Here is a 22,914-nt window from a genome sequence, read left to right as displayed (position 1 = left end):
TTACGGTCGCGGCTCGGTTGGCATTGTTCTAACTGAGACGCGACTGTGAGAGAGCGGATATACTTTCTTCGTACACCTGAGGATACCCTATTGCGCACTCATCCAAGCTCTTAACTTTTCAGCAAACCGACCCTGACGACTTAATGACATGGATGCGGTAGGCTCTATACTTCTAATGAGTCGATACTCCCCTAAGACAGCATGAACCGACCAACACTGCTCAATGAGCTTAATCATTTCAAATAAATGAATGGATGATTCACGGGAAAGCCATTGCCTAAAGCACGCCTCCATCAGCTGTCTATATTGACTACTTGGTAATTTAAAGGGTTCGGTAGATCGATAGATGCAATTAACCAAAGAGAAGAAAGGATGGGTAATAACGACTTCTCCTAAATCAATCAGAGTAGTTTGGTGGGTAGAGGGATTAACTAGAATATTTTTGTCATGAAAGTCAGCGTGACCAAAGGTGTCAGGAATATTGTATTGAGCCAATTGGTCACAAATTGTTTGTATTTTTTTATCCAAGCCCTTTAATAGCTCAAGTTCATTGGCTGTAATCCCATCACCAAGCAATAATTGTTCTTCATTAAGTAATTCTCGATACAAGTTTGGCAATCGCTGTAAGCGCCAGTCTGGTACTCCCAAGTTGAAAAAACACTCTATGTTATCCGCAGTACACAACTGAAGCTCTGAATAATGTTGCATAGTCTCTATCAGCACTTCAGCATTGTATCCTTGTTTAAAATAATCATGCAAAGGAACTCCAGCATCTTGCATTAAAAAACAATGCTGTTCCTTATTTTGAGCTAGGATGTGAGGAACATGGCCATGAAATTGTTTGTCTAATAATTGAATTACATCAGGCTCTAATGAAAGTGCTGGTGGGACTTTTTTCAAATACACCAACCCTTGATTGGTATGAAAACGATAAACTTGAGACCAAGCGGTTTCTTGAACTATTTCGTAACGTATTTTCTTGAGACGATAGCCCATATGACTTAAAGTCACGATAGCCCATTTGATATGGGGAACATTCATAATTACCCCCGCACTTGAAACTCAATACAAAGCCTATTAAAAAGCTATAATTTATCACATAAACTTCTAGAGAAGAGCTATGCATCACCACGAACTACCTATTTCAGATAAGGAGATCTCGATTGATACCGGTAAATCCTATCCGAATTGCAAACAATAAAATGTGATCAATCAGATAGGACTGTCGCTAAACTCTGGATTAGACCAACAGGTTCCTTTCCATAGGTGTTTGGTCTACATGCTCCAGTTTAGAACTTGAAAAGAAAGTGACAAGCTCTTTGTGAAGTAACCATTTTCTATCTAGCATGCTGTGTCGGTCAATAATCGCTGCTTTAGCGGCTTTCACCCTTTGTGCATCATCCAAGTTCTCAGGTAAAACAATGGGAAGATGTCTGACTGCATCTAAGTATTTTTTAAGGTCTATAATTGCTTGTCCATGATTTATGTATTCGTCTGCAATAAGTTCATAGGCCCAGAAATCTCTGATCTCAAACTTAAGTGTATCCTTATTTTCCTGGAGTATTTTATTCAGTGTTTCAAAATCACCATGTCGCGCATAGGCAAGCATACGCTCACCAACGGATAAATTCTGGGGTAGTTTACACAAATCCCTAGTGTCTATCCGCACATCATTAATAACTGGCTCTATTCCCAATTTCATCGCACACACATTCACTGCTCTAATGTTTGCAGGTGAAAAATAGGCGTGAGTAAAATTAACGAAACTAGTAAAGTTCACTTCTGCTCCGGAATGTACTGCAACGAACAACGCTTGAGTGTATTTCCCTGTATCGTGCTTAATGACACTGCCTATTTTAAACTGCCAACTATCACTCTCATCTTTGAAAAACAATATATTTTCAAATCCCATTGCATCTAAAATGATATTTGTCTTTTGATAAAAATCACGATAGTGATTTAGAAACTCGACCATTACTCCTCGGAGTCCTGGATCTTGATCCAAACGTTGTAAAATAGCCCCTATGGTTGGATCAATCACTCCGTATTCATTAAATTCAAACCCCAACTCAGCGCTTGGGTTGTTAATACAAGATTTATTGACTTTATTGAATAACTCTTGATGATGTTCCAACAAATAGGGGTCAAGTTCTGCTGGCATTATTTTAAAATCAAATTTTATTTTAGACCTGAAACAGGTTTCATAAGGTACTATTGAAAGTGCTGCATCTTGAGGATCTTTTTGGCCCGGTAATAGAACTGGATGAGTAAGATGTTGTTCCCTAATGCATCTGTGTTTCCCATCTTTGTCAAAACACTCGTATAAAACAACGTATTTTTTCACTAACTCTTCTATCTCTTTGGGGTTAGGATTTTGCTTCATGACTTTAATCACAAAAGGAGCGTCAGGGAATCGGTAGAGAATATGCGTGCCTCCTTCAGCAATACGAGTTGCTTTACTTAAATCTATAGCACCAGACTCACTCTTGGGCACAGTGGCAATCAATTTTTTAATGGATTCTAGCATTTTTGGTTTCAATCTGATTAAGGGAAATTGAGATTATAGTTAATTCAAATGGATGTTATTTTAACCATTCCTTTAATTTTACATACTATTTACAGATAAATGCCTTAGTTGCGTCTTGGGCTGTACCAAGGCTTGTATCTTTAAATACATTTAGAGGATAAAACTAGGGACGACGAAACTAGCGACACTAGGGGACGGACCCCACAGGGGTCCGTCCCCATTCCTTGGCCTTGCCATTCCTTGATAACAAAAAGAATGCGTGATCAGGCCTTTGAAAACCTACATTAAGAAAAAACTAAAGCACATATTGACTAATATAGGAACATCATGGTACTTTATAGAGATATAGATTTAGTTTAAACACACCACTACGATGATGAATTACCAATTAATGAACATGAATGCAAAACATCATGCAGTAAATACTGTAGATGTTGTGCTACGTGGTAATGTCTCTTCTTCAGTCGTATCTTCTGTGGTGGTCATTATTTTACCCTTCGTACCCTAGAGCGGCTAGCAGTTACAAATTCACGCACCTCTCTAGGGAGGTAAGCAAGCGTTTGTACTAACTGATTTATACGACTAGGGGTAACAATGAACCAAACAGAACAAATCCAACAATACAAGTATTTACCCATATTCATGTGGTTTTTTCCCGTTGCATTTTTTGCTTTTCAATTCATTTTACGGCTTTGGCCTGGGTTGATGATGCAGGAAATAATGGCACAATTTTCAATAGATGCAGCAGGAATTGGTCTTCTTGCAGCGTTTTATTATTACGGATACGCTGGCATGCAGATACCAGTGGCTCTCCTACTTGATAAATATGGCGCACGAAAAGTGATTTTTGCTTTTGCAAGCCTTTGCAGTCTTGGGGCGCTTCTTTTTATTTATACCAGTAATTTTTATCTGGCATTGTTAAGCCGATTTTTAATTGGTGCAGGGTCTGCAGTTGGTTTTCTTGGAGTTTCTAAAGTGGTTTCGCAATGGTTCAGCAAGCTCCACTACTCAAAAATGATAGGTTTCTCCTTTAGTCTTGGTCTATTAGGTGCAATTTATGGAGGCAAACCGGTTGCAAAATGGATCCTTGCTTATGATGGACAATCCGTTGGTGTTGCATTAGCTATTCTCTCAGGAGTTATAGGTCTTTGTGCTTATTTTGTATTACGTACTCCAAATTCAGTGAAGGAGACACAAACCAGTGACATCAACTTGTCACACCTGTCTGTGTTATTTTCTTCAAAAATATTATGGATATTAGCCTTGGCTAATTTATTAATGGTAGGTGCTTTAGAAGGCTTTGCAGATATTTGGGGAGTTCCCTATCTAACAACTGTCTACGGTTTTAGTAAATCTGACGCAGCACTTCTAACCTCTTTCATATTTATAGGCATGATCTTTGGAGGTCCCATACTTGCCTATCTGAGTAAAAAAATAGGTAATTACTCGGTGATTGGGTTATGTGGTACTGGATTGGCTTTAGCTTTTGTTGCACTTCTTATGAATGCGATTACTAATTGGTGGTTGTTAAGTGCTTTATTTTTCTCAATTGGGCTGTTGTGCTGCTACCAAGTGATTGTTTTTGCAGCGGGATCATCTCTCGTATCGACAAAGTATCTGGGAATAACGATCGCTTTTCTAAACTGCATCAACATGTTTGGCGGCTCTTTTTTTCACACCATTATAGGAAAAATAATGGATTTCTATTGGGATGGAACTGTCAATGCTGAAGGATTAAAACAATACAATCCCGAGTCGTTCCAATATGCACTGACTGTGATTCCCTTGTGCGCATTTTTAGGAACCCTACTCATTTACTTGATTTATAAGCTTTCGAAACAGCAGAGCTCATCAAGTGCTATTGAAAATGCTTCATTGTCCAGAGCATAAACATTATTGACTCTTCAAGTTGTAGGTTGTTACTGTATGAAACGAAGCACAACATTTTAGATGTTCTCCAAATCACGCTGGGCTTTACAGTCCAGCACACGCTTGCTCCGCTTCCTATTTGGACAGGACTTACCAATTACACATAGTCACCCATCTGGGAAGTCCAGTGACTGGATCATTGATTTTTGTGACAGGACAGGCATTAAATATGGGTGCTACTCCCAATGAAGGAGAAGGAGTTACCGCATGACAAGGATGCTCCGTATCGTTTTGGCTGGCACAAAGAGTAATGTCTGCTGGGTTAGTGTTGCATTTACAAGCTGCAGCATGAAGCTGAAATGATAAGAAACACATAATCGCTACTATGATTGTTTTCATCATGAAATCCTTTTAAATAGCTATGATGGTTTAACTTGATTTATAATTTAATTTCTTGATTATTATTTTAGCACATGAACGGGATTCGTGTTGAAAACAGGACTTACGAAAAAGCTCAAGATCGAGGTAACAATACATGTCAATGAAGGAATTTCAATGCTCTAAATGACTGAATTGACCTGTAGTGTTAATGAAGAGATTGGGAGATTTTAGTAAGTCCTGTAAAAATTAAGAGGATGATTTTATGCTCTTAACACCCACTAATTCATAGATTTTGTAGCTTCCCGTTTTCCCTCGAATGCTTACTTGCTCTAAGAACCGAAACTCAAAATGATCTTGGGTAGCATTGACCACATCCTCGCTCACCACAATGACAGAGCCATACTGTTTGCTTAAAGACTCTAGGCGACTGGCTGTATTAATGGTATCACCGATCGCTGTGTAATTAAGTCTAGAGGAAGAGCCAATGTTACCAATGATTGCAGAACCCGTATGAATTCCTATTCCCGTAAGTAACTTCGGTTTCTTTTGTTTTTCCCATTGTTCATTAAGTTCGTTTAAACGGAGTTGACACTTCAAAGCGGCATTGCATGCTTTTAAACAATGGCTTTCATCCTCAATTGGCGCTCCCCAAAAGGCCATGATGGCATCCCCTATGTATTTATCAATAGTCCCGTTCTCACTGGTTATGATTTTGGAGAGTTCCTCAAAATAGTCACATAAATGCAACATTAAAGACTCTGCATCCATGTTTTCTGAAATGTCAGTAAAATTTCTGATGTCGCTAAAAAAAGCGGTTATTGAACGCTTAGCGCCACCAATCTTTACGTCATCGCCACTCTGTCAGGACTTACGAAAAACCCCAATCTCTTTGTTAAAAGAACTTTTTAATTCGGTCATTTAGTCCATCTAAACTCCCTCATTAAAAAGTTCTTTTGCCTCGACCTTGGGGTTTTTCGTAAGTCCTGTCTGTATCAGTTGTCGAACAAGATCGGTTGGTACGTATTTTTGAAAGGACTTCAAATTGGATTTCATCGATTGGATGGCTTCAGCTAGAACAATAATCTCAGTGACATGAGATTTTATTGTTGTTGAAGTGTCTAGATGAAATTGCTTGATCCGTCTTGTATCTTCAATAATTAATTTTAAAGGCCTTGTTATTAAATTTGAGAAAATTCGTATTAGAAAAATGCCTATGACTAAAATCCCTAGGCTGATCAATTGGACTAGGAAATTAGCTTCTTTTAAGTCCCCCATAAAATCATTTTCCGGAGCTACAATCCCAATTTTTAAACCATGATTGCCTAATCCTGGAATGACTTTGAAATACGCCAAATAAACATTATTTTCGAATTCATATTTAAAAAAATCCCGCTGAGTTTGATTGTACAGTTCTATTGCTTTAACTTGCCAAAGTTTTCCTTTAGCCTTTAAAGCGTTGGTCCTATTGACCTCAGAGCCTTCACCAGTGATTTTTTCCATCCCTGGATAAACACTGAGTTGGTTTTTGCCATTCAAAATAAATATCTGAGAATTTTTAGATATCTTAGTCGTTGATAAAAAATTTGAAAGGCCTATCAATTTAATCTCGATTTCGAATACCCCTAACTTTTTTTGCTCTTTATTGAACAAAGGAACAGCAGAAGCGATTGTTAAGTTTCTGTAGGGTTGTGAATAATAGATGTCTGTCCATACAGGATGTTCAGCATTAATTGCTTGCAGATACCATGGGCGTGTTCGGGGATCATAGTTTACGGAAATGCTTTCCTCTTTAATGATTTCACCTTGTAGATTTCGATAATACTTGACATTAATTGGAGGAGTCTCAAATGGTTTAATCAAAAACGTTGAAAAGGTGCCATCCGTTTCTAGAACGGTGATCACGCTATTTCCATCAACATCCCCCCATGCTGCAATTCGCATTGGGTAATTGAGTTTGTAATGGGGAATATTCTTTGCAATATAATAGGTGTATTCTATCATCTCCTCAGGTTGTCCTATGTCTTGCTCAAACAAAGTTTGGGTGAGTTTGTTGAAGGAATAAGCGGGACTAACTTCATTACTAAATTCATGGATAACATTCATAGCCGTTTTTTCCATTAATTCTTTAGAGTAATAAGATATGGATTCAGAAAATTTATTGGTGGATAAATACATCACTGCGGCTATAAGAACTATAAACGTAGCAATGAATATGCTCTGAATGGCAATTCGTAATGAGAAATGCTTTATTGTTATCATTGGAACCAATTTCCTTGGCCTAACTATTTAATTAATAGACTAAAGTAGTGAAAACTACCAGGACTACGGTTTTAATCCCCACCTGTTTTAAGCTATATTTATAGAAAGTAACAAAAGGCCCATAAAAATGAGTAATCAGAAGTCCGATCAATCCATGATCAGTAGTATAGAAGAGCACCTTCTACACCAAGAGAGCGCGGAAGATCTCAAAGAAAAAGCTAGAAAAGAAGCTCGAAAAAAGGCTGAACAGTTGAGTCAGGCTTTTGATTATGAAGGCAAATTGCCTGAAGAAGAGCCTTTAATCGATCTCCCTTTTGTTGCAGGACTTCTCAAATCTGCAACTGCCGTGGGGTCAACAGCCACTGCACTAGCTCAAGTGACCGGCCATTTATCAAATACTAGTCAAGCTGTGGGTGGAGGTTTTCATGGCGCGAATATAGTGTTCAGTGCCGTTAATGTTGTAAGAATTCCAGCTGTCTTCTTTGCTGGTGTCATTGCTGGTCAAAAACCTCCGATTGAGCTGACTAAAGGTGCTCAATGGGGATACTCGGCAGCTTTATTGGCTTTAACAATCACTTCTTTAGCTCTACCTGCACTTGCTCCTCCATTAGCTATCGCTGCAGCTGGCCTCGTTTTAGTGGGTAGTGTTGTCACTCTTGGACACTTAATTATTCAGCGCAACAAAATAAAGAAAGCACTAGCAAAGACCGAAAAAGAGATTAGTGAAAATGAGGGGCTGTTAGAGTTAAATGTTAAAACAGCCAAAGATCTTCTTACTCAGCTAGAAAATAAAAATATTTCCCAAGAAAGTCTCGATCAAATCAATAAAGAACTCACACGATTGGAACATGAAAGACCTAAACTCGAAACAACGTTAAGGGAATTAAAGGACAATCAGGTTGAACAACAAACCAAACTGAAAAAGATGGGGTTAACTGCCTTTATGGATAAAGGTGTAGGTATTGGTTTAGCATCGGTCGCACTAACGGGCGCCATTCTTTCATTGTTTTTCCCACCTGTAGGAATAGGACTATTGGTTGGCTCAGCAGCACTTGGATTGTTATACGTGGTTGGGCGCGTGACTGTACCACTAGTAGCACCTTATATTAAGTCGGCCTTTAAATCGATAAAGGAAAAATACTTCAGTAAATCGGATGAGGATGAAAACAAGGATGAACATAGAAACCTGTTCGAAGAAAGCAATCAGCCCCAAGTATTGGACCCTCATGCAAAACATAGCTCAATGACAGAAATCATGGAAGGCTTATTTGGAAAAGAAGCAGAAAAGCAGTTAGAAGAGTTTGTAACGAATCAAAAAAATATACACAACCTGGATTTGGCCTTAGCAAGAATTGTCGCTAAGTCCGATAGTGACGCAGCTGAGCATGACGCCCTAGTCTTTGTCAAACATTTAGCTGGGGTAGTGGATTTTACTGGCTGTGAAAAAGCTAACTTTTCCTTGCTTTCTGACCGACTTGCTAATTTCAAAAATGCACTACCCATCATCCATAGGGCAATTACCAAGCATAACATTGAGAGCGTCTTGTCTGATAAGGACGATAGTAAACTGATAGAAAAGGCAAAACATCTTGCAGGAATACTTAAAAATCAATTTGAGGAATTAGAACCATCCATCCCGCAAGATAGAGGACCAGAAATGAATTCAGATCCGAGTGTTAACCTTGATATGGGTCCCAAAGACAATTAAGGCTTGTTGTTGGGCTTCCCTTTGTTTGATGATCATTTGCAGAAAATACATCCGCTCCCTTACGGTCGCGGCTCGGATTTGATTTGTACTATTCGTGGGGACGGACCCCAGTGGGGTCCGTCCCCGTACGACACTAATCCGAGCCGTGACCGTAAGGGAGCGGATGTTCTTAAAACAAAAAAAGGACGGGCCTCAATGAGGCTCGTCCTTTTTACAGCTTCGTTTCGTATCAATAAAGCAAAGAATTACATAGAGAAAGTTGATTGATTCTCTTCATCATGTTCTTCATCTTCTTCTTTTTCGTCTTCTTCACTTTCTGAGCTTGCTTCTTGTGATGGCTCGCTCTTTTCTTCAGAAGGCTGCGCCGGTGTGTTTACTTCTTGGTTTTCGTTATCAAGTTCTTCTACATTCATCTCATTTAACGCAGCAGCAAATAATATTAAGAAAATTTCTGGATGATTAGTTCCAACATGACCAAATCTGAAAACGCCATCCACTACTTCTGCTAGATGAAAAGTCCCTACTGAATGTGGGCATAAACTAACATGAGCTCTTGGTGAAAAGCCAAATAACGACAACACCGCACCCCTAACACGTGGTAGAGCGTTTTGGTTAGGTTGGTTCTCAGGATTAGGCTGAGCATTCTGTTGCTCCCCATTCGGATTCACCCCATTCTGTCCAGGATTGTTTACTGTTTGTTCTTCTTGTTTTTGATCAGATTTAGGTGAATTAGGTGGTGTAGGCATAATTAAAACTCCTTTAATCAATTAAAATAATTACTCAACCTATTAACAATCAACCTTCCTCAGAAGATTAATTGTGGAATGAATCTTACAATTAATTTACAGAAATTGGTAGCGTTAGTGTGCAAAATGATAATGATGTTTTTCATAACGCATAAATGATGATCTTAGTGTGCATAAAGACACACCAATTATAGGAATCGATCTTGCGCTATTTGCTTAAAAAACAGGGACATAGACTAAGACAAACGGACTCGCATTTGGCTCTCTACTGGGTTTGCTACTTTTTGAGTCACAACGGAAACTTCCATCTGTTCTTGAGAGCTTAGAACACCATCAATTGCCTTGTTTGCATTACCGTAATCCTGGCCTGCCATGGTTCCCCCGAATGAACAGGCTGTGTGAAAGTGGGCAGTCGATGAAGAAACTGATTTCAATCCTCTTTTTAAAGTATCCGCTGTGTTGTTATAGTCTCCACAAATACAATAAGGAACAGTTCGCTCAGTGTTTTGTAACGTTTGCTCATGCTCGAAAATATCCGTGAGTTGGAGTTGCCTGTCCCCACCAGGGTGGTGAATTGAGCCTATAATAAACTGCTCGGGTTTATCGGGAGTAGTGTCTATTTTTTCAAATTTACACAGAATACACGGTTTATTCTTTTCTTCACCCTTCCCTAATGCAAATTTGACAGGCTCTCCAACAGGTTTATATTTTTGAACGTTGTAAATGATGACACAATGATCATCTCCTCTGACCTTATGAGTAATCATTCCGTAGGTTGGTTGTTTACTTGCTTTTAGGTCTGCGGCATTGATGCTGTCTAAAATATCTTTAGGTTTGGAGCACTCCTGCAGGCAAATAAAATCCCTCGATCTAAACTCAGAAATCAGCTCACTGTCTTGTGCAAGATGTTCATACCTCTTATCCCATTTTAAGGTGTTGCTTATCTGCTCATACATCTGACAAGCATGGACAACTGCTAATAACCACTCCTGACGAATAGCGGTTGGCTGATTATTGAATAGATTAACGATTTCTTTTCTTGCTATTGCCTTGCTTGGGTCGGAATTAATAAATCGATTGATTAACTGTACATCAATAATCACTTCATTTTCCCGTGATTTTGTACTTAGAGCAAATTGAGCGAATTCAGCTAAAAATACGTGCATATTTTTGAAATAATCGTTTTTATGTTTGGACAGAAGATCCTCTTCTTCAAGTTCTTTTCGATATTTTTTGATGACTTCAACAATCAATTTATACCCAGAAACAGCCATCAGCTGATTTTTAAGATGCACATCAGCCAACATGTTCCAACTCATAATGCCTTTTTCTTGAAAGGTTGTCTTAATGGGTAGATGATCGGAATAAGACGTTGTCAGTAAACCAAAACGAGACGTATTCACACCATGTCTTGCTGCATTCTGTAGTTCTTCCTCAACAAAAGATACCTTTAGGGAAAATCCACTTGAAAAAATGTCGAATTGATTTTGGGAGGCTTTTGCTTGATTCCCTTCCACTGGTTTTTGGGGTGAAAGAGTTGTTAGATCTTTCATTTTTTGGTGCGAGGAAGTCATTTATGCGATACAAATTTAACCCTGTGTTCTTTTATTATACACCAAATCGGTACCTCATGAACACAGTGCTCTCTTAAGACTCAATGGTAAATAGGGATCGTTTGTTGGAGCAAATGACCTGAGTTATCGCTACTGCTTGGAAAGCATTTATTGAAAAAAGAATGGGGACAGCCCCTGGTGAGGGTCTGTCCGTTAAGCATTAAGGGATCATTGGATGGGTCAAACGACCCCACTTACCGTCTAATAAGACTCATTTGTTAGAATAAGGTCTTCAGTTCCAATTTTAGAAACAATAACCTTTTGCGACATCCATAAAAAGAACATGCTAAAAGGTAAGATACACAGTAAGTCCTCTGGGAAAGCCAATAAATTGATCCCACCAAAGGAACCAAGATAGGAAATAAGTGTTAAACCGCTCATATAAGTTAAGAACCAAACTATAGAGGCATCACAATCAGCGATGCGTTTACGTTGGTAGAGTAAACTTATCAATAAACCGATTAACAAGGCCACATCCAATTTCCATATGATGGAAAATCCGCACCAATAGAGCATTAAATTACAGACATAAAATGCAATATGGGAGAAAAACAAATGGTTTTTTAATTTAAACGGTCGATGCTCTGTTGGTTGCAAACGGCGCATTGCCATTAAGCAGATAGGCCCAATGCAATAGGACAAAATGCTTGCTGAAGACAAGAAAGCCACCAGCTTTTGCCATCCCGGGAATGGCATAAAGGAAAACAATCCCACAGCCAGATTCGCGTATAAAGTAACGTAAGGAATGTTATGTTTATTCACTTTAAGAAAAATCTTAGGTAAATGGCTGTTTTGTGCCATACCATAAAGAATACGTGAAGTTGCTGCGGTATACACAAGGGTCGTACCAAAGGGTGAAAACACCGCATCAAACATGAGCAAACTGGCGACTATGCCCAAACCTAATAATAAAGTTAATCCCACTAATGGGCCGCTATCGCCAGGGTAGCTCAGTGCGTGCCATCCATTAGAAAGATACTGTGAGGGTACTGCAATGATGAAGCTCAATTGCAACATAAAATACAATAAAAAGCCGATTAGTACAGCACCTAATATACTGATTGGGATGTTTCTTTGAGGGTTTTTAACCTCTCCTGCGAGCATTAAACCATTTTGAAAACCCGTAAAGGCAAAAGCGACCCCCCCAAGAGAAAGAGCACTAAAAATATCTTGCCAACTGCTTTGATGACTCAGATTAATTTCAAGATTCGCAAAATTTGGCGCATGTGATATCAAAGCCACTATAGCGATGCTTGGAAGTATAAATTTAATAAGACTGGCGTATTTATTACACTCAGCCAACAACTTAATACCGTAGGAATTTAGTAAGACCACGAACAGCATGATGACAAAAGCAACCACATAGCCCACTCCCGACAAACTTAAGGTTTGCGAACTATCAACCACGAGGCCTGGGAAAAAATGACTACCGTATTGCAAAATAGCTTGTATTTCAATTGGGGTCATCACCACATAAGACAACCAAGAAGTCCACGCAAATAGGAACCCCACCTCCTGGCCATGAGTATAAGAAGGATAATTTGACATGCCTCCTGAAACAGGGAACATAGTGCCTAACTCGCATAAGGGCAAGGCGATAAAGAGCATAAAGACAGCTGCAATCACCCAACTAATTAAGGCATTTCCCCCTGCAATCTGAGCACTGATAAAAGGACTAAACAACCACCCTGATCCTATCATGCCTCCAGCAGAAGCGATTAAAATATTGGTTGTAGTGATATCCCGCTTTAACATGTTTTGTTCTCTATCATTAGGTGATTAGGCAAACCAATATTAGTCTATTTTTTAATATATTGGAACATTTAGTACATTTACAGGACTTACGAAAAAATCCAAGATTGAGGCAAACAGTGTTTTTATTGAGGGAGTTTAGATCAACTCCATGACCGTCCTTCCAAGAATTATTTCATAAAATCCACCGGCTGCGGGTAACTCAGAAAATTCTTAGTCAATTGTTTTTCCTTTTGCTGATTTGGATTGGCATTTTGGCACCAATCAGTGACTTAAACATGGCTACGATTCCTTTCGCAAGAACTGTACAACTATAATACAACTTTTGGGTTTCTCCAATTCTCTGACGACTTTTATTGCTTAGCAAATGAGATCTCATCTTTTTACACGATTACGGGGTGAAATATCCATCATTCTCAACCTCAAAGCATTGATAATCACTGAAACTGATGAAAGTGTCATGGCTGCTGCTGCGATGATAGGACTTAAGAGCAAGCCGGTTAGTGGATAGAGAATACCCGCAGCTAAGGGTACGCCTAGTACGTTATAGATAAAAGCAAAGAACAAATTCTGACGAATATTACTCATGGTGTAATCGGATAAACGCCTTGCTTTAACAATGCCTTGTAAATCACCATGCAAGAGTGTAATGCCAGCACTTTCAATAGCGACATCAGTACCTGTACCCATGGCAATACCTATGTCTGCATTCGCTAATGCAGGGGCGTCATTCACACCATCACCAACCATCGCCACTATTGAACCTTTGCCCTTGAGCTCACCTACAATTCGACTTTTATCATCTGGCATAATTTCCGCTACAACTTTGCTTATGCCGAGAGTAGACGCGACAGCTTCAGCCGTTTTTTTGTTGTCTCCGGTTAACATGACTATGTCGATGCCATTTTGTTTTAACTCTTGAACCACTTCAGGGGTATTTAATTTGATGGGATCTTCGACTACCAGTAGAGCTCTAGTACTTCCATCCACTGCAATAAACATCACAGTGGCTCCTTTATTCCTATACTCATCCGCTTCTTCAAGAAGTGCCAGGTTATTATTGCCCTGCTCCTGCATTAATTTCCTATTGCCGATAGCAACCTGGTGTCCGTTTACTAGGCCGGTGACTCCCTTGCCAGTCTCCGACTCAAAGCCATCAACTGCCCCTAAAGCAAGTTGTTTTTCTTTTGCCGCTTTTACAATTGCGTGCGCAAGCGGATGCTCACTCAAACGTTCAAGAGTAGCAGCCATCTTAAGGAGCTCCTCTTCGCTGAGCACGCCATCACTGACTATTTGAGTTAATTGAGGTCGTCCCTCGGTGAGTGTTCCTGTTTTATCAACAACCAAGACGTTGACTTTTTCCATGAGCTCCAAGGCTTCAGCATTCTTTATCAACACCCCATTTTGTGCCCCTTTTCCAACACCAACCATGATGGACATCGGTGTAGCTAAACCTAAAGCGCAGGGACATGCAATAATGAGCACTGAGACTGCTGCAATCAAACCATAACTTAATGAAGGAGCTGGTCCTAAAAACACCCATAAAATAAAGGACACTATAGCTATCAAAAGAACGAATGGAACAAACCATCCTGCAACCTTATCTGCTACACGTTGAATCTGAGTGCGGCTTCGCTGTGCTTCACTGACCATTTGCACAATACGGGACAACATCGTATCACTGCCCACAAGCAAGGCTGTCATTACAAAACTACCAGTTTGATTGATAGTCCCTCCAATGACTTTGTCCCCAACTGTTTTAGTGACCGGAAGAGGCTCTCCTGTAACCATCGACTCATCGATATAACTAAGACCTTCCAATACTTCTCCATCAACGGGTATTTTTTCGCCAGGACGAACACGAAGCTTATCACCAGCATGCACCTTATCGAGAGATATTTCCTCTTCATTGCCATCGGAGTTAATGCGATTAGCGATCTCTGGGGCAAGTCTCAATAATGCACGAATAGCACTTCCAGTTTTCTCCCTAGCTTTTAACTCCAGCACTTGACCTAATAAAACCAATGTCGTTATCACTGCAGCTGCTTCGAAATAAACGGCAACCTGCCCCTCTTGATTTCTAAATGCATCGGGGAACAAACCAGGCAGTACTGCAGCTATCATACTATAAATCCAAGCAACACCAGTTCCCATCGCAATCAAAGTAAACATATTAAATTGACGGGTTTTAAGAGAGAGCCAGGCACGCTCAAAAAAGGGAAAGCCACCGTACAAAACAACAGGAGTTGCAAGTACAAGTTGGATCCAGGTGGAAATCCTAGATGGAATAAGCTGCACTAATCCATGCCCACCCATTTCGATGATTACCACAGGTAGACTCAAAACGAAAGCAATCCAGAATCGTCGTTTCATGAGAACATATTCAGTATTTTCATCCTCTGAGATCATTGCCACTAAAGGCTCCAAGGCCATGCCGCATAAAGGACAATTCCCCGGTGATGGTTGGCGAATTTCTGGATGCATAGGACATGTGTACAGTACCTCATCATTCGTTGTAGGTGAGGCAGTCTTTGGATAGGTTACCGGATGGCTCTTATGGCAACATGCATGGTGTTCAGTTTCATTAGGATGCTCATGATGATGTCCGTTCTTCATAGACGACTCCTTTCATTTCCACTCGATAGTTCGTAAGAAATAGTTGTGTCGTTATTTGTTTACGGCACAACTAAACTCACTGAGATAAGATATCCGATTACCTAATTTTAGACAAAGCAAATCCAATCGTCACTGCAATACCTAGAGCAGCAATGCCCTTTTCGAGATTCTCTCTGGTAAAGAAACTATTCTGATTCGTCGCTGGACTCGAGTCTGAACTAGAAACTGGAGTGACATCAGCGTATCGCTTTTTAATGGTTTCCTGAGAATCGTAAAAAACCGGGTTGTATAAGAGATGCTCACCTGTTGAGAGGCTGGGTTTTGCTACATAAGAACAGGCATCAGTTTCTGAAAAACCTTCTTCTTGCATTAAACGACGTATCTCCGCATCCAAAATCTCTTTGGTTGGACTGGAAGCCTCAAAAAACTGTAGATATTGTTTATCTATTTTTCCCTGATCGTTGTTATCATTCCAATGCACTGATTTCTTCTTCTTAACTCTTTCTTCAATCGGTACCTGAGGTACTGCTGTTGTATCTTTCTTTCCTATCATGTAACGCCCCATTCACAATAATCAAAATTTGAACAATCTTATGCTTTGCATTCTACTAGCGAACTTGCGCTAGCATCATCCCTATCACTCCTATCATTCTTCCTCATGTCGGAAAGTTGATTTGGCTTACATCGTCCTGATTGCCAGAACAATAGTTTCACTAAGTCTTTGTTTGTTTTATGTTCAAGATCTGGATTTCCAGAAACTAACTCATGGGTTTTTGTGTCAAAAAATCTTGGCTGAGTGGTCTCTCCAGGGATCATGGCATTTTGCCTTCTCAACGTAGGCGGCATTGGTGGTAATTCTGCATCAATATCAAACTCTTCCTTTTTTTCTTGCATAATAGGTTCACCCCTTAAAGATTGAATCCAAATTATACAATTAAATTATTAAGAAATTATTAATTAGGCTAATGGTCTGTTTTTCAGGCTTATTTTGTCAGAAAACCACTTAATGTGCTATATATTAACAATGGGTGCTATTTTAAACCAAAAAGCTCACTATGCCTCGATTTCCTCAAAAAAACCTAATCAAGAAGGCCATTCAGTGGCAAAGCCGATTTCTGGGCGAAACAGCCAGCTTAAATACTGAAGAAATGAATGAAGGATTATGTTTGGGTTTAAGCGTCTGGCGATTGTATTGCACATTAACTGGAAAATACGATGAGTATGAAAAGCTGCTCAAACTCATCGATGAATCGGAGCCAGAATCAGGCGATTTAAGCGCTGAAACCCATAAAGCGTATGAAACCGTGATTCAAAATAGTCTATGGTTGCATCGTCTTTTGGCTGTAGAGAGTGGAGCAATTCAAGATCGAATGGCTGGAGCTTTAGAAGCCTTATTTAAGAGGCAGGGCGAGCCCTTTCCACTGACGTATCACCATCATTTTTCTGGAGTACTTACTGTTGAGGAAATTAAAGCAACTCTTGTTAATTATTTAACCACCGATCCCAAAGTACAAAAAGGAGTAGGGTTTACTTTGAGTATTCATAATCACGCCATATCCATGACTCGTGTGGGCAATCTCATTGAAGTGGTTGATCCTGAAACAGGAGTGGTTATTCCTATCGAAATACCTCAAAAGGATACGCCACAAGAGAGTGCCGCAGAATTGACTAAAATAGTCAATGATCTCTTTGAGAAAGTACTTAGTGATGCATTGAATTTTGATGACCCCAACTATGAGGGAACCTACCACGAAGTTCGCATGCATGTGTATTCACGATTGCAAGATCCTAAAACAAGACCGACGATTTACCCCAGTACTAGTGAACAATTAAAAGCAATTTACAGCAAAAGAACAGACACTCTTGGAGAACAAGATAAACACACCAACAGCACCGCATTATCCCAAGCAGTTCAAAATGGAGATAAGGAATTGGTGCGCTACCTTGAAGCCACTCTTGGACCTGATAAGTTAGAGGCTTGTAAACCTCGGGCATTTAAAGCAGCTGTTTCATCAGGGAAGATTGGGTTTGTTGAACGTTACTATAAAAAAGAGTTTGTCGACAAGAATACCTTGATCAAAGCGTTTTATCGAGGTGACCTAAATGTGATTCATTTTCTTCTTGAAAAAGGTCATCGTTTTGAGACAGAAGCATTTAATTACCTATTGGCTCAGGCAGCAAAAGAGGACCAAGGTTATACGTTTAGTTTATTACTCGAATATTACGACAAGTACAACAATAATCCTACTCAGTTAACGAACCCTATACACGTTAAAGTTCAGCAGAAAAAGTCCGATGGTCCAATGCCATTAATGAATATTGCGGCAAGATACAATAGCGTTGAAGTCATGCGACTCTTAATAGCAAGAGGGGTTGATTTGGCCCAAACCGATGATTTTGGTAAGAATTGCTTGCATTATTTGTCGACACAACAAGTTGATCTTTTTGCGCAAATAGCAATGAAAAATCCTGATCTACTCACTCCAGATAAAGGGAAAGTTGCTGAACAACCTTTTTATCGTGTACTTAAAGCTGGGGGTAAATTAAGTGAACGACTCTTTCCTCTATTAGCCCAAAAGGGCAAATGGTACGAAGCATACCTGATAGCCTTGATGCTCAATAATCAAGTCATGATTAAGAAGTGCCAGGAAAACATCAGCTTTGCAGACATGCTTACTCGCGATATAAACTCGAAGAAATCAATGGGTGTTTTTATTGAACTCTGCAAGACACAAGAATTACCTGATCAACGAATACATCCTTTTATCCAAGCTTTATCTGGTTTGAATTACTCAGAACAAGAGGCTAACACATTACACCACATCTATTTGTTAGCGCTTGCCAATAATAAGTTGGATATTATCACCAATGTACTTAAAACAGGTAAGATGAATCCAAATGCCCTTTTTCTAGAGAGCCCTCACCTTCATATCAACCCAGGAGTACTCCTGTCTCAAAATTCTTCTGCGTTTGAACTTGTTGCAAAAAACGTGGACATGACCCAATTATCTCAAGAGCAGTTGGTTGATTTTTACTTGATTGCCTTGAGGTATAAACAAACCGATTTATGTGTAGCCATTAACAAGCATATCAAAGATAAAAATACTCTATTTGCCGAAAGCCAGCGTTGTCATATCGATCCCAATCAACTATTTGCAAAAGATGGGGCTTTATTCAATCAAATGATAGGCCACATTAATTTGGCTGATTTAAAGCCTGAGGCACTCAACCAAGTCTACAAATTAGGTTTGCTCCATAATCATCAAAATAGTTATCGAAAATGCATCCTACTTTTAAAAGAAAATTCTCTGTACCTTTCCCGTACAGACGATTTAGACCTTTGCTATGAGAACAAAAACACTGCCTTATTCAAAGAATTATTTTTGGCTAAAAATGCAGGAGAAGAGTGGTGCAAAAAAATGTTTATTAAAGCCTTGAGGGATGACAATTACGAGGTTGCGGATGCGATTTTGGGAAAATACCCAGAGATCGTCAACGCAGAAGTAGATACTATTAGAGGAACCCCTCTGCCGCCTTTGCGGGTTGCGATTGTCGAGAAAAACGTTGAACGGTGTAAATTTTTACTATCACACCACGCAAACCCTTACACAAAATGGGGGCTCAGCCAAACACTGATGAAGGAAGGTCAACTTGTCGCGGAATTAAAACCCTTGTTTGATTCCTATGAAAAAAACATTGCCCAGATGCAGGGTGAGTTTTCGGCTGTTTTCGATCAGCTAGTTGCCTTTAAAAAATGGAATTTAACCAAAAAATATGGGATTTTTGGTGATTATGAAAACGTAATAACCTTAAACATGAATGGTAAGAAAATAGTTTTACCCAGAGAAGTAAAAGAAATACTTGCTGTTATGCAAAAATCAGAGGGAGAAGTTCGTATCCCAGTATTAAAATCACTGATCATGGACATGTCTGCCACAATTGAATCCATGCCAGACAAGGTATTACCTGCGGCTTTAAAATCAACACTAAAAACCACCATCAATTCGTCTAACGCCCAGCTTGCCGCAATTGAATCCTCTAAATTTTCTCCAGATCCCTTTGTGTTTACTTCTTACAAAGAAACGTTAAAGCAAGTAAAACCAAGTGCGGAGAATCGCAACGATAGCGCTTTGGGTGCCTCAATCTAGAACTAAAATTACTGTTCACTATTTACAGGATTTCATCCTGAATTGAACACCGATTTTTCAATTTCACTTCGAACTTCCCCCTCTCCCGGGATAGAAACTTTGAAAAAAGTCATTTGAGTCACAGCGAGATTACATGTTCAACGGATGCTTAATAATCCCTTAAGGAATACATTGTATAATTTTGAGTCATTTTTGGCTTGAACAGCTCAAAATGACTTTTATAATGCCTCTGGAGGAAGAATAAAATTATGTTATCACGTCATGAAGCTCAGCTTATCGGAAAATCTGTTCATGGAGAGAGTCAAGTCTATACTCTTAATATAGAAAATGTTTCACCAAAGGATTGTAAGAGCGGTCAATATGTAGTTGTTCATGGAGACAAGAAACCCATTTATTTAGCAGTTGCATCTGGGCCAAATGATTCATACGTATACATTAGCCAACTTTTAAAAGGTGGTGCTAAAAATATTCTAACTGAAAGTGCTGTTAATGCGAAACTTCAAGTTGATGCACCCTGTGGAAATGAATTTAAACCGGTAGGACAAAAGGTATTACTCATTTGTGCTGGATCCGCAGAATCCATCATGAGAAACATATATATGAATCTATGGGCTCAAGGCAAAGAAGTTTCAGTGATTTATTCTGCAAAACGCCTTGAAGACCTCCCCTTTCCTAAGCTGGTGAAGAAACTTAATTGTGACAGCAATCACTACATTACTCTTACAGAAGAAACGGGCGGCAAATTTAAATCAGGTCGTATTACAGAACATTTAAAAACTAGAAAGATTGATCCAGAAACTTCCGTTTTCGTTTGTGGTCCGGCTGGCTTTGAAAATGATGTGGTAAATACATTGCTTGAAAAATCTCACCCAGCGAAAAATATTAGCATAAGTTATTGGGGAAAAATCCTACCTGTAGACTCAGCTGACCTCGTTAAAAGAGGTTTTAAACTTAAGAAAGAAGAATCTGTTGAAAAAAAGGAAGATGAGTTAACTCCAACTCCCCAAATATAAGCCATACAGCCTAAGCTGGAAAAATATACCGGAAAGTTTAAACCACTCGCCATCAGATGCCATGAGTTTGAAGCACTAACTCATGGCCAATTTCAGACTTTAAAACGTCTGATCTAGTTTCGCTTCTGGGTTTCGCGAATACTTGACTATCTTTTTCAAGATCAACTTTAACCGTTGTTTTAGCTGAGTTTGTATCCATACCATGTAGTGCCCTCATACGAGTATAGGAACTTTCTGATTGAATAGGCTCTTCCATCTTTAAAAACTCTTTTAAATAACTTTTTATCAATCCCTCAGTTAATTCCTGGTCATCACTCAACACGTACTTAGGATGCTTTTCTAACATAAATTTTGCTATCCGGGATGGACTAAAGGCTACTCTCAAATGAGAGATATGCCATTCTACGATACCAATACTCTTTTCGGTGAAAACTTCCTTGATGTCTGAGCGAGTCATTTGGTAATGTTGACCTTGTTTCACTTTTGTTAGTGCAAGCCCGTAATCCTCATAAAGAGCACATAAATTTTCCCAGTTTTTTACACACCTTATAAACTGTTCCTCTGCAAAATCTCTCGCATATTCTGATAAAAAAGCGTGCATCCCAACGTGAAGTGACATCTTAGGTTGATCTCTAACTTGTAAAAAATTAAAGGCCGACTCAAGCTGGCCATCTAGACAATAACCCAAAAAATTACTGCTCCATTCATACAATAAATCTAATTTTTTTGCTCTCTCATACTGAGAAATAAAGGAATCAATAATACTATTTAGGCCATTAAGCAAACTCACATGCGCATAATAGGAATTAAGAGGAGCATAGGGATCAATGTGTAACTCCAGCCCTTGGATCACTAATAATCTAGGTTGAGCGGGATTTAATTTTATCATCTCATAACCCATTTCCGTGAAAGCTCTTTTGTTTTCTAGTAGTTCCTTTATTGCCTCGAGGCAATTAAATCCTGTAATCCCATTGACGAAGCAATCCTTATCAATTTCCGATATTTTTCTGAAGCGGTCTAAATCTATCCGTGCCTCCTCACTGAGCGATTTACTAGCTGCTTCAATTTCAAGTTCGATCTGTTTCATCGCTAGCTTTACTTTCTTTGATTCTTGACTACTCAACGGAAAAGAAGCTCGTCGGCCTAATAGGCTTTTTAGCTTTTCAAAAGAGCTCTTCTTACGGAATAGTTCAGCAATTCCATGTTCTAAGGATTCTCTAAGTTTTCCATCCAGCGGCGGAAATTGTTTTAATAGATTATTGAACGCTGGCTTTTTGAACACGGCATTTAATGCATTCTTAGGACATCGTTTTTCAAATTCGTTCAGAAAATCGTGCAAAGGTCTTTGATTGAAGTCACTGTCTGGTGGGATTTCTTGATTTAGCGCTGTTAAGAACTGCACGATATCTCTATTTTGTGTCAGTTTCGAAAGTACCGCTTTAATTGTTGCTTTTTGACGATACGCGACTTGCGATTCTTTTTCACGCTTTTGTTTGTCAACTGCCTCATCGTCATTTGCCGTACTCAAAAGACCAGTTAGCCTAATGACTTCGTTCTCTGAGCGCTCTGGTAATTGATGTCCCTCACAAGGCTCAATGTGTCCAGAAATCAGTTCTATCATGTTTGCTGCCGTATGTACCCCACAACTTATTTTATCCTTTTGTTGTATTCCAGAAGCACAGGTTATTTCATACCCTTTCAGTACTCCCTGTTCTATACACCGAGTCAGCTGCTTTTTTGCTTCGGGATAGGTTTCACTTAAGGAATCCATGATATGTATTTTTTTCTTTTTTTTATCGATAACCACTGCATTTGAGTGTTCACCTAGTTTTGTTGGCAAAGAGAAAAACACGTATCGGGGGGCAGATTGACTAAAATCCATTTTCTTTTCTTGCAGCTGATCAGCAAGAATAAAACTGCGACCTACTCTGTCTGGACCTACCATAACGGCAATAAAATCATCGATATTCAGACTCTTAAGTACACGTGAAGCACTATTAACAATGGACGCATTGTCAAAATCAATTTGATTTTCTCTATACTTCTGGCCACGTTTAAGTTGAATGCTCAGATCGAGATCATCAAAGGGTTTGTATTTTACTGCCATAATATTTGCTAGTTTGTACAACCGGTAAATCAGCGATTCTAACTTAATTTTTAATGGTTGGGCATTAAAATAAAAACCGTGACTAAAATTCAAATGGCTGAATGGGGACGGACCCTGAGAGTTCCACACGAATAATTGATTTAACTTATTGAAAATAAATGATTTAAAAAATTTT

The 22,914-nt window shown here is 39.2% G+C and carries 16 protein-coding genes; 4 read left to right on the top strand and 12 right to left on the bottom strand.

The genetic code is table 11. The features are described 5' to 3' along the window. Positions 1-87: 87 nt before the first annotated feature. Both Lwal_RS14940 and Lwal_RS14935 read right to left on the bottom strand, forming a co-directional pair. Entirely contained in the window at positions 88-1,041 is a 954-nt protein-coding gene (locus Lwal_RS14940) for a phosphotransferase (RefSeq protein ID WP_058481596.1), read from the bottom strand. A 199-nt stretch (positions 1,042-1,240) separates the two neighbouring features. Next, complete coding sequence (locus Lwal_RS14935) at positions 1,241-2,527, bottom strand: hypothetical protein (protein WP_058481595.1); 1,287 nt, start codon at positions 2,525-2,527, stop codon at positions 1,241-1,243. Between the two features lie 594 nt (positions 2,528-3,121). Here Lwal_RS14935 and Lwal_RS14930 point away from each other — a divergent pair. Then, positions 3,122-4,417, top strand: coding sequence for an MFS transporter (locus Lwal_RS14930; protein WP_058481594.1), 1,296 nt, complete (start codon positions 3,122-3,124; stop codon positions 4,415-4,417). A 129-nt stretch (positions 4,418-4,546) separates the two neighbouring features. Here the strand turns inward: Lwal_RS14930 and Lwal_RS14925 are convergent, their stop codons facing one another. From Lwal_RS14925 to Lwal_RS14915, 3 genes are all read right to left on the bottom strand, one after another. After that, positions 4,547-4,795: a hypothetical protein gene (locus tag Lwal_RS14925; protein WP_058481593.1), complete on the bottom strand. Its 249-nt coding sequence runs from the start codon at positions 4,793-4,795 to the stop codon at positions 4,547-4,549. 228 nt (positions 4,796-5,023) lie between these two features. Then, positions 5,024-5,596, bottom strand: a complete 573-nt coding sequence (locus tag Lwal_RS14920; protein ID WP_269458327.1) for an adenylate/guanylate cyclase domain-containing protein — start codon at positions 5,594-5,596, stop codon at positions 5,024-5,026. 108 nt (positions 5,597-5,704) lie between these two features. Next, complete coding sequence (locus Lwal_RS14915) at positions 5,705-7,036, bottom strand: HAMP domain-containing protein (protein WP_058481591.1); 1,332 nt, start codon at positions 7,034-7,036, stop codon at positions 5,705-5,707. Positions 7,037-7,163: 127 nt separating this feature from the next. On the opposite strand from Lwal_RS14915, the gene Lwal_RS14910 reads away from it, so the two are divergent. Further along, entirely contained in the window at positions 7,164-8,744 is a 1,581-nt protein-coding gene (locus Lwal_RS14910; RefSeq protein ID WP_133141264.1) for a hypothetical protein, read from the top strand. A 245-nt stretch (positions 8,745-8,989) separates the two neighbouring features. Here the strand turns inward: Lwal_RS14910 and Lwal_RS14900 are convergent, their stop codons facing one another. The 6 genes from Lwal_RS14900 to Lwal_RS14875 form a co-directional block, all read right to left on the bottom strand. Further along, positions 8,990-9,490: a hypothetical protein gene (locus Lwal_RS14900; protein ID WP_058481588.1), complete on the bottom strand. Its 501-nt coding sequence runs from the start codon at positions 9,488-9,490 to the stop codon at positions 8,990-8,992. A gap of 236 nt (positions 9,491-9,726) precedes the next feature. Then, on the bottom strand, positions 9,727-11,043 hold the full coding sequence (locus Lwal_RS14895; protein ID WP_133141265.1) for an endonuclease/exonuclease/phosphatase family protein: 1,317 nt from the start codon (positions 11,041-11,043) through the stop codon (positions 9,727-9,729). Between the two features lie 261 nt (positions 11,044-11,304). Next, positions 11,305-12,858: an APC family permease gene (locus tag Lwal_RS14890; protein WP_058481586.1), complete on the bottom strand. Its 1,554-nt coding sequence runs from the start codon at positions 12,856-12,858 to the stop codon at positions 11,305-11,307. A 372-nt stretch (positions 12,859-13,230) separates the two neighbouring features. Beyond that, positions 13,231-15,471, bottom strand: coding sequence for a copper-transporting P-type ATPase (locus tag Lwal_RS14885; RefSeq protein WP_058481585.1), 2,241 nt, complete (start codon positions 15,469-15,471; stop codon positions 13,231-13,233). A 97-nt stretch (positions 15,472-15,568) separates the two neighbouring features. Further along, entirely contained in the window at positions 15,569-16,024 is a 456-nt protein-coding gene (locus Lwal_RS14880) for a hypothetical protein (protein ID WP_058481584.1), read from the bottom strand. A 38-nt stretch (positions 16,025-16,062) separates the two neighbouring features. After that, on the bottom strand, positions 16,063-16,365 hold the full coding sequence (locus Lwal_RS14875) for a hypothetical protein (RefSeq protein WP_058481583.1): 303 nt from the start codon (positions 16,363-16,365) through the stop codon (positions 16,063-16,065). A gap of 161 nt (positions 16,366-16,526) precedes the next feature. On the opposite strand from Lwal_RS14875, the gene Lwal_RS14870 reads away from it, so the two are divergent. Both Lwal_RS14870 and Lwal_RS14865 read left to right on the top strand, forming a co-directional pair. Continuing rightward, positions 16,527-19,619, top strand: a complete 3,093-nt coding sequence (locus Lwal_RS14870) for an ankyrin repeat domain-containing protein (RefSeq protein ID WP_058481582.1) — start codon at positions 16,527-16,529, stop codon at positions 19,617-19,619. Positions 19,620-19,867: 248 nt separating this feature from the next. Then, positions 19,868-20,632 carry a ferredoxin reductase domain-containing protein gene (locus tag Lwal_RS14865; RefSeq protein ID WP_058481581.1) on the top strand — a complete coding sequence of 255 codons (765 nt, stop codon included), beginning with the start codon at positions 19,868-19,870 and terminating at the stop codon, positions 20,630-20,632. Between the two features lie 52 nt (positions 20,633-20,684). On the opposite strand, the gene Lwal_RS14860 is transcribed toward Lwal_RS14865, so the two are convergent. Continuing rightward, positions 20,685-22,739: a hypothetical protein gene (locus Lwal_RS14860; protein WP_095197574.1), complete on the bottom strand. Its 2,055-nt coding sequence runs from the start codon at positions 22,737-22,739 to the stop codon at positions 20,685-20,687. Positions 22,740-22,914: the final 175 nt, after the last annotated feature.

Source organism: Legionella waltersii, assembly GCF_001468085.1.
GTDB classification, from domain to species: domain Bacteria; phylum Pseudomonadota; class Gammaproteobacteria; order Legionellales; family Legionellaceae; genus Legionella; species Legionella waltersii.
Note: the sequence above shows the minus strand (reverse complement) of the source record. Positions and strands in the feature narration are given on the sequence as shown.

Bases quoted from the DNA above. Each gene is read 5' to 3' on its own strand.
- Lwal_RS14940 (WP_058481596.1), bottom strand. From the start codon at position 1,041: ATGAATGTTCCCCATATCAAATGGGCTATCGTGACTTTAAGTCATATG.
- Lwal_RS14935 (WP_058481595.1), bottom strand. From the start codon at position 2,527: ATGCTAGAATCCATTAAAAAATTGATTGCCACTGTGCCCAAGAGTGAG.
- Lwal_RS14930 (WP_058481594.1), top strand. From the start codon at position 3,122: ATGAACCAAACAGAACAAATCCAACAATACAAGTATTTACCCATATTC.
- Lwal_RS14925 (WP_058481593.1), bottom strand. From the start codon at position 4,795: ATGAAAACAATCATAGTAGCGATTATGTGTTTCTTATCATTTCAGCTT.
- Lwal_RS14915 (WP_058481591.1), bottom strand. From the start codon at position 7,036: ATGATAACAATAAAGCATTTCTCATTACGAATTGCCATTCAGAGCATA.
- Lwal_RS14910 (WP_133141264.1), top strand. From the start codon at position 7,164: ATGAGTAATCAGAAGTCCGATCAATCCATGATCAGTAGTATAGAAGAG.
- Lwal_RS14900 (WP_058481588.1), bottom strand. From the start codon at position 9,490: ATGCCTACACCACCTAATTCACCTAAATCTGATCAAAAACAAGAAGAA.
- Lwal_RS14895 (WP_133141265.1), bottom strand. From the start codon at position 11,043: ATGAAAGATCTAACAACTCTTTCACCCCAAAAACCAGTGGAAGGGAAT.
- Lwal_RS14890 (WP_058481586.1), bottom strand. From the start codon at position 12,858: ATGTTAAAGCGGGATATCACTACAACCAATATTTTAATCGCTTCTGCT.
- Lwal_RS14885 (WP_058481585.1), bottom strand. From the start codon at position 15,471: ATGAAGAACGGACATCATCATGAGCATCCTAATGAAACTGAACACCAT.
- Lwal_RS14880 (WP_058481584.1), bottom strand. From the start codon at position 16,024: ATGATAGGAAAGAAAGATACAACAGCAGTACCTCAGGTACCGATTGAA.
- Lwal_RS14875 (WP_058481583.1), bottom strand. From the start codon at position 16,365: ATGCAAGAAAAAAAGGAAGAGTTTGATATTGATGCAGAATTACCACCA.
- Lwal_RS14870 (WP_058481582.1), top strand. From the start codon at position 16,527: ATGCCTCGATTTCCTCAAAAAAACCTAATCAAGAAGGCCATTCAGTGG.
- Lwal_RS14865 (WP_058481581.1), top strand. From the start codon at position 19,868: ATGTTATCACGTCATGAAGCTCAGCTTATCGGAAAATCTGTTCATGGA.
- Lwal_RS14860 (WP_095197574.1), bottom strand. From the start codon at position 22,739: ATGGCAGTAAAATACAAACCCTTTGATGATCTCGATCTGAGCATTCAA.